Source organism: Haloarcula sp. Atlit-7R (assembly GCF_003666065.1).
GTDB classification, from domain to species: domain Archaea; phylum Halobacteriota; class Halobacteria; order Halobacteriales; family Haloarculaceae; genus Haloarcula; species Haloarcula taiwanensis.
This window is the reverse complement of record NZ_QXIK01000013.1, coordinates 27,316-39,551: the sequence shown is the minus strand read 5'-3', so window position 1 is coordinate 39,551 and position 12,236 is coordinate 27,316. Positions and strand designations below refer to the sequence as shown.

9 protein-coding genes are annotated in these 12,236 nt (G+C 63.0%); 6 read left to right on the top strand and 3 right to left on the bottom strand.

Annotated elements, in window-relative coordinates; translation table 11 throughout:
- Positions 1-2: 2 nt before the first annotated feature.
- Positions 3-848: a TatD family hydrolase gene (locus tag D3D01_RS18655; RefSeq protein ID WP_121513292.1), complete on the bottom strand. Its 846-nt coding sequence runs from the start codon at positions 846-848 to the stop codon at positions 3-5.
- Positions 849-901: 53 nt separating this feature from the next.
- Positions 902-1,348 carry an NYN domain-containing protein gene (locus tag D3D01_RS18650; protein WP_121513291.1) on the bottom strand — a complete coding sequence of 149 codons (447 nt, stop codon included), beginning with the start codon at positions 1,346-1,348 and terminating at the stop codon, positions 902-904.
- A 164-nt stretch (positions 1,349-1,512) separates the two neighbouring features.
- Here D3D01_RS18650 and D3D01_RS18645 point away from each other — a divergent pair, with 164 nt between their 5' ends.
- The 6 genes from D3D01_RS18645 (at position 1,513) to D3D01_RS18620 (ending at position 11,842) form a co-directional block, all read left to right on the top strand.
- On the top strand, positions 1,513-3,309 hold the full coding sequence (locus tag D3D01_RS18645; RefSeq protein WP_121513290.1) for a PAS domain-containing sensor histidine kinase: 1,797 nt from the start codon (positions 1,513-1,515) through the stop codon (positions 3,307-3,309).
- A gap of 144 nt (positions 3,310-3,453) precedes the next feature.
- Positions 3,454-4,545: a glycine cleavage system aminomethyltransferase GcvT gene (gene gcvT, locus D3D01_RS18640; protein WP_121513289.1), complete on the top strand. Its 1,092-nt coding sequence runs from the start codon at positions 3,454-3,456 to the stop codon at positions 4,543-4,545.
- The gene (gene gcvH, locus D3D01_RS18635; protein WP_121513288.1) at positions 4,542-4,925 is read left to right on the top strand and encodes a glycine cleavage system protein GcvH; all 384 of its coding nucleotides are present in this window, start codon (positions 4,542-4,544) and stop codon (positions 4,923-4,925) included. Before gcvT ends, gcvH begins: the two co-directional genes overlap by 4 nt.
- 105 nt (positions 4,926-5,030) lie before the next feature.
- Entirely contained in the window at positions 5,031-6,374 is a 1,344-nt protein-coding gene (gene gcvPA / locus D3D01_RS18630; RefSeq protein WP_121513287.1) for an aminomethyl-transferring glycine dehydrogenase subunit GcvPA, read from the top strand.
- Positions 6,375-6,456: 82 nt separating this feature from the next.
- On the top strand, positions 6,457-7,878 hold the full coding sequence (gcvPB, locus tag D3D01_RS18625; RefSeq protein WP_101350521.1) for an aminomethyl-transferring glycine dehydrogenase subunit GcvPB: 1,422 nt from the start codon (positions 6,457-6,459) through the stop codon (positions 7,876-7,878).
- Positions 7,879-7,954: 76 nt separating this feature from the next.
- Positions 7,955-11,842: a PAS domain S-box protein gene (locus D3D01_RS18620; RefSeq protein WP_121513286.1), complete on the top strand. Its 3,888-nt coding sequence runs from the start codon at positions 7,955-7,957 to the stop codon at positions 11,840-11,842.
- Here the strand turns inward: D3D01_RS18620 and D3D01_RS18615 are convergent.
- Positions 11,839-12,207, bottom strand: a complete 369-nt coding sequence (locus D3D01_RS18615) for a response regulator (protein WP_121513285.1) — start codon at positions 12,205-12,207, stop codon at positions 11,839-11,841. The two genes, D3D01_RS18620 and D3D01_RS18615, sit on opposite strands and share 4 nt — an antisense overlap.
- Between the last annotated feature and the right edge of the window lie 29 nt (positions 12,208-12,236).

Sequence of the window (12,236 nt, the reverse complement as noted above, 5' to 3'; positions counted from 1 at the left end):
TCTTACTGTTCTAGCGTCGCTTCGGTGTCAATACCGTACACCGCCTTCGGTGTCTCGACGTGTGCCGTTCTGACCGCGTCCTCGTGTCCCTCTTCGAGTAGCCAGCGGACGCGCCGTGGGACGGTTTTCGGTCCAAGTACCGCACCGGGGCGGTCCGGGTCGTCGATGTAGTCGGTCTCCATCAGGAACGGCTCGTCTGTCTCGACGGCGATTTCCAGTTCGTCCTTGTCGGCCAGCACCGACTTAACCGGCCCCTGGAGCCGGCCCCCGGAGTAGTGTTTGACGACCTGCGTGCGGTCGAGGCCGCGTTCTTCGGCCCAGCGGGCGACTTCTTCGAAGTCTTCGCCGCCCTCGGTGTGAAGCTGTATCGCACAGCCCACGTCGGCGGCGCGTTCGAACCCGTGGCACATCACCTCGTTCGAGGCCTCCCAGACCGCGTCGTCAACGTCGTAGTGCGGGCGGCCGGATTTCATCGCGAGTGCGTCACCGGTATCGACATACTCTGCCGCCACGTCGAGGCCGGTCTGCATGATGTCCCGCGCTTCCGATGGCGTGTGGCCGTCGTCGACGAGCTTCGAAACCAGCGCCGGGTGAACACCGAGGACGGGCCAAGTCCGGCCGTCGAGTACGTCCGACGCGTCGGCGGCCGCTTCGACAGTCAGGTCGAACACTTCCCGGAAGGTGGCCTCGTCGGTGGCCATCTCGACTAAATGCCAGGACGGCTTGTTGAGCACCAGCAGGTGTGTGCCGCCCTGTGCTGCGAACTCCTCGGCTGCCGCGACGTTCCGGCCGTTGACCGGGTCGAGATGCAGGTGGTTGTCCAGTATCGGCGTGTTGTCGATATTCATACGTGCTCACTAGCACTGGCGGAAAAAACAGTTGGCGTCATGAGATTCGAACCTTAGAGCGTTACTGCGTCCTCAGCCGCGTTGCGTAACGCATCAGAGCGGCCATACTCTCCCGGCGCGATGGCGACCGTTCTGACCCCTTCCCGTGCAGCCACTTCCAGCGCCGGCTTGAAATCCGTGTCTCGCGAGGCAACGGCCAGTACGTCGATCTGTCCAGCAACGGCGGCGTCTGTCGCGTCAACAGCTAGCCGGACATCGACGTCACCGCTGGTGGTTCGAACCTCGAAGCCGCGGGCCTCGGCGGCCTGAATAAGCCCCGGCGAGGCGTTCTGGTCGACGTAAAGACGAGTGACCGCCAGCGGACCGTATTCGGCTGCGATATCCCGGACCTCATCTAGATCGACATCGAATTCAGACCTGAGCACGTTCGGGCCGTCGACGAATAGTCCGACGCGCTGTGGTGAGTCTTTCTGCTCGAATAGCCAACGGAACAGCTTCATGCACCTCCTTCCCTGCCCGGTCTGCTTATGCGTGCCGCTTCGGTCGGTAAACTCTTTCTCGCTATATAGAATGACACGGCACAAAGTTTAGTATGATACCTTTCTCACGCTATGTATGCATTTCCGTCCGGAGTCGGCCAGCAACAGTGCGTGGACATTGACATATGAGTGAAGAACGCCTTCACGACCAAGACGTACTAAACGGGCTCTGTGAGATTATTTCTGATCCGGCTATTGTTCTAGACGCCGACGGCGCCTTTGTCGATGTTATCCACAACGCCCACAACGGGGCATTGTTTTTCAAAGATCCAGAGACACTACTTGGAGCAGATCTCTGGGATATTTTCTCTACAGCACAGGCAGACCAGTTCTACGCGATTATAGAGGATGCTTTACAAAGTGGTGAACAGCAGGATATCGAGTACCAGTTATCGCTCGATCACGGAGAGCGATACTTCGAGGCTCGTGTCACGCCGGTCGGCGGTGATAACATGGAGCGCGTGCTATGGCTGGCGGAGGATATCACACAGCGCAAGCGGCGGCGAAAAAAGCAGGCCCTCATTGAGCGGGTCTTCGAGGTCAGTCCGGTCGGCATCGTCGTCGTAGAACGATCTGGAAGAATTTCGCTGGCTAACGATCGTGCCGAGGAACTGCTCGGTCTCGAACGCGAGAAGATCACTCAGAGACAATACACCCAACCGGAGTGGAATATTTACTACGAAGACCGGACGCCAATCCCCAACTCAGAACACCCGGTTACGCAGGTACTCGAATCGGGCGAACCGGTGTTCGGGTTCGAGCACTGGATCGAACTCGCTGACGGCAGCGAGCGGTGGCTTTCGAGCAATGCCGCGCCGATACTGGGCGAGGACGGGACTGTCGAACGCGTCGTCGTTGGTCTGGACGACGCCACGGGATTGAAACAGCGCGAAGAACAACTGGAGTGGCTTGTCGGGACCGAAACGTTGGCCGACATTGGCGGGTGGGAACTCGATCTGGAGACGGGTACGATAGAGGGAACGACTGGAATGAAGCGCCTCTACGGAACGTCAGAGTACAATCCGACGCTTGAGGAGGCTATCGAGCAGTACCATCCCGACGATAGAGCGGCCATTCGCGACGCCATCAAGGCCTGTTGTGAGACCGGCGAACCGATGGAACTAGAGGCACGCCGCCAGACCGCGTCCGAAACCGAGCGGTGGTTCCGACTTCGGGCCGAAAAAACGGTCCGGAACGGGACGCCGAAACTGCGAGGCATCGTTCGCGACATCACACAAGACAAAGAGCGAGAGCAGCGGCTCATGGTCATGAGCCGGGTTCTCCGGCACAACATCCGGAACAAGCTGACCGTGATACGGGGTAATTCGAGACTTCTCAAGGAAGAACTCGATTCGCCTGGTTTCACTGTTGACGCTGCTAGCGGACACATCGACAGAATCGAAAACGCCTCGGAAGAGCTTGACTCGCTGGCTGAGCGCGTACGGACGTTCGACCGGGCTATTGAGCGTGACCTCCGGAGTGGGACATTTCACCTCCAGCAGGCGCTCACTGCTGTCCAGAGCGACCTCACAGAACAATATTCCGAGGTGACTATTAAGGTAGCGCCGACTGACGCGGAGGTATCAGGCGACAGGATGGCTATCGACCTGATACTGGAGATTCTCGTCGAGAACGTGCTGGAATACAGCGACCTGACCGACCCGACAATTGAGCTTACCGCTGAGGAGACACCGTCGGGACAGGTGACAGTTGAGGTCGACACCGATGGCTCCGCAATCCCCGATATGGAACGCGACGTTCTGACTTCGGAGACTGAGGGGCCAGTGGCACACAGCCGTGGGCTCGGACTATGGGCAGTCATGTGGCTTGTCCGACGACTCGGTGGGTCCGTGACGATGGACGAAGGTCACGGCGACGGAACCCGAGTTGAACTCGTGTTCCCGCAGGCGCGAAACGAGTAACGAAGACGCTGCTTGTTTTCTCTCTCTCAATTCGCCGTGTGCCTGCCACGATTGCCGATTTGATATCGCCGTATATGATTTATCAGCAGCCCGCAGGCGGCGGAGGGCCAAACGGTAAGACCACACGGTACGAGAGGTCCGCGTATGACACTGCGGGCACCACCGCTCTCTGCGGTTCACCAGCGAGCCGACGCTTCGTTCACCGATTTCGGCGGGTGGGAGATGCCGGTCGAGTTCGAGTCGATTCGCACGGAACACGAGGCAGTTCGGAGCGAGGCCGGGAAGTTCGACGTTTCGCACATGGGACAGATAACCGTGGCCGGGCCGGACGCGGCAACGCTGACACAGCGGCTGACCACCAACGACGTGACCGTGCTGGACCCGGGTGAGGCCCAGTACGGAGCCATCACAGACGAGGATGGGATCATGCTGGACGACACCGTCGTCTACCGGCTGCCGGAAGGCGCGGCCGATGAGTTCCTGTTCATCCCGAACGCCGGTCACGACGGGGAGATGACCGAGCGGTGGCTCTCTGAGCGGGACGAACGGGGGCTTGACGCGACAGTGACGAACCGGACCGAGGAGTACGCGATGATCGCCGTTCAGGGGCCTGACGCGCCGGACCTGCTGTCGGCCGAGACAGAGGTTTCGCTCGCTGGCCTGTCGCGGTTCGAGGTGACTGACGGGCCTGTCGCTGGCGTTGACTCTCTGATTGCCCGGACGGGATACACGGGCGAACCGGGCTTCGAAATCCTCTGTCCGCCAGACGATGCCGAAGCGGTCTGGGGCGCGCTTGAGTGCCAGCCCTGTGGGCTCGGCGCGCGCGACACCCTCCGCTTGGAAATGGGCTTTCTACTCTCCGGCCAGGAGTTCCATCCAGTTGACGAGCCCAGGACGCCCTACGAGGCCGGAATCGGCTGGACGGTCAAGCTCGATACAGAGTTCGTCGGTCGGGACACACTGGAGGGCGTTGCCGCGGACGGTCCCAAAGAGAAGCTCATCGGCATCGAACTCATCGACCGTGGTGTCCCGCGCCACGGGTACGACGTGACGACGCCTGACGGAGAGCCAATCGGCCACATCACCAGCGGAACGATGAGTCCGACGCTGGGAGCGCCGATTGCCCTCGCCTACGTCCCGGCGGCGTACGCCGAACCGGGTACATCTATCCGCGTTGTCGTCCGTGGTGAACCGAAGAAAGCACGTACCAGGAGCACGCCATTCCTCGATAGATGAGCTTCGACGTTCCCGACGACCTGCGATATCTGGAGTCACACGAATGGGTACGCGTCGCCGGCGATACCGCAGAGGTCGGCATCACGGCGTTCGCACAGGACGAGCTCGGCGACGTGGTGTTCGTCGAGCTGCCCGAGGAAGGGGCGGAGTTGACCGCCGCCGAGGACTTCGGCGTCGTGGAGTCGATCAAGGCCGTGTCCGACGTGTACGCCCCCGTCTCCGGCACCGTCACAGCAGTTAACGACCGACTCCGCGACGAGCCGGAACTGCTGAACGAGGACCCGTTCGGTGACGGCTGGATGCTCAAGGTCGAAGTGGTCGACGAGAGCGAAGTCGACGACTTGCTCTCACCCGACGCGTACCGCGACCAGATCGAGTAACCCGGTGGCAGTGGTCCCCTGCAGGGGTGAAAGGAGTAACCTAATGTGGACACGGTCGCTAGCTGTCGGTATCATGTCACCCCGGCGCTACTGGGTGGTTCTCCAATGAATGATAGTGATTCACACGCGACAGGCAGTCCGTACGCACCGCAAACGGCTGCAGAGACCGCGGCGATGCTCGACGCGGTCGGGGCCGACGACCTCGAATCGCTGTTCGACGTTCCCGAGTCCGTTGCTTTCGACGGCGAGTTCGGCATCAATGCCCGGAGCGAGCGGGCGACCCGCCGAGAAGTCGCCGGCCTCCTGAGCCGCAACGCCGACCTTACCGAGTTCCTTGGCCGCGGCCACTACGACCATTACGTCCCGAGCGTCGTCGACGACCTCGCAAGCCGGTCTGAGTTTTTGACCTCCTACACGCAGTATCAGCCCGAGGTCGCACAGGGGTTCCTGCAGGCCCTCTTCGAGTTCCAGTCGATACTGGTGGAACTCACGGGGCTGGGCGTTGCTAACTGCTCTATGTACGACGATGCGACGGCGCTGGGTGAGGCGGCGACGCTCTCCCAGCGCGTCCGCTCGGTGTCTGGCGACCGGATTCTGGTCCCTGAACACCTTCGGGAGAGCAAACGAGCCGTGCTGTCGAATTACGCCGATGGACCGGCTCTCACGATCGAGTCCTACCCGATGACCGACGGGGCCGTCGACGTACCGGCGCTGTCTGACCAACTCGGCGACGACACCGCGATGGTGTACGCCGAGTCGCCGACGGTCCGCGGCGTTATCGAGGAACGGCTCGGCGCAATCGGCGACCTGGCTCACGACCACGAGGCGCTGTTTTGCCTCGGCTCGGACCCGCTCGCGCTGTCCCTGCTTGAGCGCCCGGTCGATGTCGGGGCAGACGTGGTCGTCGGCGACGCCGCGTCGCTGGGGACCGGGACCGCCTACGGCTTTGGACTGGGGATGTTTGTCACCCGCGAGGAGTACCTGCGGCAGGTCCCCGGTCGGCTGGTCGGGGCCAGCGAAGACGCCGCTGACCGCCGCGCGTACACGCTGACACTCCAGACACGAGAGCAGCACATCCGCAAGGAGCGAGCCACCTCCAACATCTGTACGAACCAGGCGTGGGTCGCGCTCCGAACCGCGATGCACGCCGCGTGGCTCGGCCCGGACGGGCTGGTCGACCTCGCCGAGGACTGTGTGACCCGCGCTCGTGACCTGGCCGACCGCCTCGACGACATCGTCGGCGTGAAAGCGCCGATTCACGGCCGCCATCACTTCCGGGAGTTCCTCGCACGTACGGACCAGCCCGCAAGCGCCATCGTTGCCGATCTCGCAGCAGAGGGCTTCGCGGTCCACGCGGTCGATGACCATCTGGTACAGGTGTGTACGACCGAGACCACTGCCGACGCCACAGACGAGTTCGTCGCGGCGTTCCGAGAGGTGGCGAAATGACACTCGCCGCACTGCGTTCGGCGACCCACCGTGGGACAAGCCACGCCCCACGAGCGTCACGCTCGACACGGGGGTGTCTCGCGTGAAATACGATCAAGCGCGCTGGACTGACGACAGCGAGGACCTGTACGAGCCGCTGCTCTCGGAGAAAGCGAACAAGACGGTCGCGGTTGAGGACTCGCCGCTACCCGATGACCTGACGCGAGACAGTCTCTCACTGCCGGACCCAGCCGAGCCCGAACTGGCCCGGCACTACACGCGCCTCTCGCAGATGAACTACGGCGTCGAGAGCGGGCCGTTCCCACTCGGTTCGTGTACGATGAAGTACAACCCCTCCTTTACAGAGGATGTCGCTGGACGAGCCGATGCTGCCATCCACCCGGACCGACCCGATTCGACGGTCCAGGGGACGCTGGCACTGTGTCATCGCCTGCAGGACTATCTTGGCCGCATCGGTGGCATGGACGCCGTGACGCTGCAGCCACCCGCCGGCGCAGCCGGCGAGTTCACCGGAATACAGATCGCAAAGGCGTACCACGAACACAACGACGACGAGCGCCCGGAGGTCGTCATCCCGGACTCGGCACACGGCACGAACTTCGCGACAGCGGCGATGGCCGGGTACGAGGTCGTCGAGCTCCCGAGCGGCGACGACGGTCGCGTCGACATCGAGGCACTGGAGGCGGCTGTCGGCGACGATACCGCCGCGCTGATGCTCACGAATCCCAACACGCTGGGGCTGTTCGAGCGCGACATCGAGCGCATCGCCGACATCGTCCACGACGCCGGTGGCCTGCTGTACTACGACGGCGCGAACCTCAACGCGCTGCTGGGGCGCGCTCGCCCCGGCGACATGGGCTTTGACGTGATGCACTACAACGTCCACAAGACGTTCGCGACGCCCCACGGCGGCGGTGGCCCCGGTGCTGGTCCGGTCGGCGTCCGCGAGGGACTGGCCCAGTTCCTCCCGAACCCACACGTCAGAGAGCGCGGCGGGAACTACGAACACTACGAGCCGTCGAACTCCGTCGGGAAGGTGCATGGCTTCTATGGCAACTGGCCGGTACTGCTCAAGACCTTCGCGTACATCGCCAGATTGGGCGACGAGGGACTCCGCGACGCCAGCGCGAAAGCTGTGCTGAACGCGAACTACCTCGCCGAGCAGATCGAGTACGACGTTCCCTTTGGCCCGTTCCACCACGAATTTGTCGCCAGCGCGGGCGAGCAGGACGCCGCCGACGCGGCCAAGCGGATGCTCGATTACGGCGTCCATCCGCCGACGACGAAGTGGCCCGAAATCGTCGACGAGGCGCTGATGACCGAGCCCACGGAGAGCGAAACCAAGCGCTCGCTGGACCAGCTCGCGGCCGCGTTCAACGCTGTGGCCGGTGACTCGGACGCCGAACTGGCCGACGCACCGTCGCGTCCGACGGCGAAACGCATCGACCAGGCGACTGCGGCCCGGACCCCGCGGCTCTCCTGGCAGGCGCTTGACGACACGTAGCCGCTCGTTTCGACATTTGATACTCTCGCCCGAGCGTATATGCCACCCCGTTGTATAGCATTTACAACGGAACGCTATGTCCGATATGCCGCATTTGTTGTACGTAGGCTCTGCTGGCGATGACGCGGACACGGCCATGCCCGGCACGCCGGCTTCAGTCACGTCAGTCACCGGCGTGGCGGACGCACTGTCGGAGCTGGCCGAGCACGCCTACGACGCCGTCGTCTGTGAACAGCACCTGTCGGGAGGGGAAACTGGGCTGGAGGCACTGGCAGCGATACGTGAGCAGTACGACGCGCTCCCGGTCGTGCTCTGCACGGCCGAGCCGGACGGCTCGGTCGCCGCTCGCGCGACACGACTCGATGTGACCGAGTACGTCCCTCGCAGCGACGTGTCGCTGACGGACCGAGTGTACGACATCGTGACGCAGGGGCGCGAACCAGCGGGCCGGGGCAACGAGAGTCGCTCATCGGCTGCTCTCGATGACGGGCCGACCCGGCTCCCACCGGAACTCGCTGACTCCTTTGACGCCATCGCTGGCAGTATCTCCGACGCCGTCGTCACAATCGATGCCGACAGCGAAGTCGTGTACGCCAACGACGAGGCCGCTGAGCTAACTGGCTATGACCGCGAGACGCTGGTCGGTGACGATTTCGCGAAAGTGATTCCCGAACATCTGCGAAGCTCCCACTTCGACGGCGTGGACCGCTACCGCCGGACCGGCGACCGGAACGTCGACTGGGACTACCTCGAACTGCCGCTCGTAACCGCTGCCGGAGAACAGCTGACCGTTGCGGTGTCGTTCGGTGATTTCGAGCGAAACGGGCAGTGGTTCTGTACGGGCGTTCTCAGGGATATCTCTGACCGGAAAGAGCGCGAGCGGGCGCTCGAAGAGACGAACCGCCGCCTCGACCTGGCGCTGGACGGAACGGATACCGGCGTCTACGAGTGGAATCTGGGCACCGGCGAGATGGTCTGGGACGAAGCGACCGCGGAACTCTTCGGAACGACGCCAGCGGCCTTCGAAGGCACCGTCTCCGCGTTCTATGAGCGCGTCCATCCCGATGACCGGCAGTCGCTCGAAGCGGCGTTCGAGCGGGTGTCCGAGAGCGACGAGCGGGTCGACGCCGAGTTCCGTACCGATGTCGACGGAGAGACGCGATGGCTCCGGACGAGCGGCGTTATCGAGGACCGCGACGCACAGGCCCCACGCCTTGTCGCCATCGCCACGGATATCACGGAGCGTAAGGAGCGCGAACAGATGCTGCGTGCCAACAACGACTCGCTGCAGGAGCTGACACAGCTTGCAACCGGGAACGGACTCGACAAGGCCGAAACTGTCGGCCGAGTTATCGAAATCGGGCTGGACCGGCTCGACATGGCGTTTGGCTACCTGAGCCGTATCGAAGACGGGGTCCACGAAATCCAGCTGGTCACCGGGGACACCCCCCTCGAATCCGGGACACAGACGCCGCTTGAAGACACGTACTGCCAGCGAGTGCTCGAATCCGGCGACCTCTACGCAATTACCGATGCCACCACCGAGGATGGGCACGTGGGTGACGTGTATCGAAACAGCGGCGTCGCGTGCTACGCCGGTGGGCTCATCACAGTCGACGGTGAGCCCTACGGAACGCTCTGCTTCGGCGACGAACAGGCCCGGTCGGAGTCATTCTCCGACAGCGAGGAGGCGTTCATGAAACTGCTCGTCGAGTGGGTGAACCACGAACTCCAACGCCGCCACCGCGAGGACGAACTCGAACGGTACGAGAACATCATCGAGGCGGTCGACGACGGCGTGTACGCCCTCGACTCCGAGGGGTACTTCCAGTTCGTCAATCAGGCGATGACCGACCTCACGGGCTACTCCGAGTCTGAACTGCTTGGCTCGTACACCGGTTTCATCAAGAACGATGGCGTCGTCGAGCGGGCCGAATCCATCGTTCAGGAGATGATATTCGAGGACCGCGACGACGAGGAGACGTTCGAACTGGCGATTCAGCAGGCGTCGGGTGGGTCGTTTCCCGCGCAGGACCACATGACGCTGCTGTACGACGACGACGGACGGTTCGCCGGGACCGCAGGCGTCATCCGGGACATCACGGAGCAAAAACGGCGTGACGAGGCACTGTCCGGACTGCTTGATACGACCCGGTCGCTCATGCAGGCACAGACGCCGCAGGAGGTCGCCGAAACAGTCATCGAAGCGATCCAGTCGGACCTCGGGTTCGACCACGCGCTCGTACGGCTGTACGACGAGGCAACGGACACCCTCAGACCCGCCGCCGCCAGCGATAAGATCCCGGAACGGCCGGTGTACGATGCCGACGAGGGGTTCCCCGGCGACGCGTTCCAGCGCGGCGACCCGCTGGTCATCGACGAGTTCGACCGGGTGGACAACTACGACTCCGATGCCCTGTCGGCAACGATGTACCTCCCGATGGGTGATCACGGGGCCGTGAGCATCGGCGCACAAGACGGGATGGAGCTGACCGACTCGGACATCTCCGTGGCAGAAATTCTTGCCTCCAACGCGGCCGCCGCGTTCGACCGCGTCGAGCGCGAGCGGAGCCTGTTGCGGTACGAGTCGGTCGTCGAGAACGTCCGCGACATGATGTACGTCCTCGACGACGAAGGCCGGGTCCAGCTGGTCACTGAACCGCTCGCGGAGTGGCTCGGCTACGAGCGGGCGACGCTTCTCGGCCAGCATCCGAGCGTGGTCCTCGAACAGGATGCTGTCGACGAGTTCGCCCGCCGCATCGCCGACCTCCGTCAGCGGGACGGGACCGGCGGTATCCAACTCGAAACGACACTTGAGACGGCCGCCGGGGAGCGGCGGCCGGTCGAAATCGACGTGTCGCTGCTCGATGCGGAGCAGTTCCGTGGCACCGTCGGCGTCGTCCGTGACCTGACCGAACTCAAACAGGCGCGGGCGGAGCTGGAAGACGAACGCGACCGGTTCTCGTACCTGTTTAACACGCTTCCAGACGCCGTCATCGAGACGGAGACAGTTGCAGGCGACCCGGTCGTCAGGTCAGTCAACCCTGCCTTTTCCGACGTGTTCGGGTATGGTCAGGAGACAGCCGTCGACAGTCCTCTGTCCGACCTCCTCCGCCCACCGGACACCAGTCGCGATGAACTACCTCGGTTCGACGGCAAGCAGCCGAACGGCGACCCCTTCCAGACCGAACTCCGACTGATGACCGAGACGGGGTTCCGTGACTTCCTCTTCCGGGGCGTGCCGTACAGCCGGGACGGCGACAGCGTCCGTGGATTCGGAATCTACACTGATATCACCGACCAGCGGGAGCGCGAGCGTCGGTTGAAACTGCTCAACCGCGTCCTCCGGCACAACCTCCGGAACGACCTGACTGTCGTCCTTGGCATGGCTGATGCACTGGAAGACCGAATCGACGACGCCGAGCGCGCCGCCATTCTCGACAGACTCCAGCGAAAGGCCGAAGAGATGGCATCACTGAGCGAGCGGGCACGAGACATGGAGCGGTCCGTTCGCCGCGACCAGTTCGGCACGGACCCGGTCGACGTGTCCGCGGCTGTCACGGATATCGTCTCATCATATCGCGACACGCACGCCGGCAGAATCGAAACAGACCTTCCGGATACGTCGGTGACAGCGGGCGATGGACGGTTACATCGAATCCTGGGCGAACTCATCGAAAACAGCCTCGAACACTCCGGCGACGACCCGTCGGTCCGCATCGAGGTGACGACAGACCAGCGAACCGTCTCGATCACGGTCGCCGACGACGGTCCGGGAATTCCACAGCACGAACTCGATGTCGTGACCGGTGATGAGCCGATTACGCAACTGCGCCACGGAACTGGACTCGGCCTGTGGCTGGTCGTCTGGGTAGCCGAAACCTACGGCGGCACAGTGAACTTTGGTAGCGGTCCGGACGGTGGGGCGGTCGTCACGCTGGAACTGCCAAAGATAGACCGCTAGATGGTGTTTCGAATCCGGTCGGCGAGCACGCCGTACTGCTCCGTGCCCGTTCCTTTCTGGACCACGGCAGTGACGCCGTTTTCGGTGGCGGCATCTGCGACATCGTCGTGTTCGCGCGCCGTGAACAGCAGGAACGGAATGTCAACACCGTTTTCGCGGAGCGCGGCGCACAACTCGATTCCGTCGAGCCGGGGCATCTTGTAGTCACTGACGACGGCGTCGAAACCACCGTCAGTTGCCAGGTCCAGTGCCGCTTCCGGATCGGCCTCCGTCGTTATCTCGAACCCGTCTTCCTGTCCCAGAAACGTCCCGACAATTTCCAGAACGTCTACGTCTTCGTCTACCAGTAGAACCTCGATGCTCATCGGTTCTAGGTCCGTGGTTCCCCGGTAAA

Bases quoted from the DNA above. Each gene is read 5' to 3' on its own strand.
- D3D01_RS18655 (WP_121513292.1), bottom strand. From the start codon at position 848: ATGAATATCGACAACACGCCGATACTGGACAACCACCTGCATCTCGAC.
- D3D01_RS18650 (WP_121513291.1), bottom strand. From the start codon at position 1,348: ATGAAGCTGTTCCGTTGGCTATTCGAGCAGAAAGACTCACCACAGCGC.
- D3D01_RS18645 (WP_121513290.1), top strand. From the start codon at position 1,513: ATGAGTGAAGAACGCCTTCACGACCAAGACGTACTAAACGGGCTCTGT.
- gcvT (WP_121513289.1), top strand. From the start codon at position 3,454: ATGACACTGCGGGCACCACCGCTCTCTGCGGTTCACCAGCGAGCCGAC.
- gcvH (WP_121513288.1), top strand. From the start codon at position 4,542: ATGAGCTTCGACGTTCCCGACGACCTGCGATATCTGGAGTCACACGAA.
- gcvPA (WP_121513287.1), top strand. From the start codon at position 5,031: ATGAATGATAGTGATTCACACGCGACAGGCAGTCCGTACGCACCGCAA.
- D3D01_RS18620 (WP_121513286.1), top strand. From the start codon at position 7,955: ATGTCCGATATGCCGCATTTGTTGTACGTAGGCTCTGCTGGCGATGAC.
- D3D01_RS18615 (WP_121513285.1), bottom strand. From the start codon at position 12,207: ATGAGCATCGAGGTTCTACTGGTAGACGAAGACGTAGACGTTCTGGAA.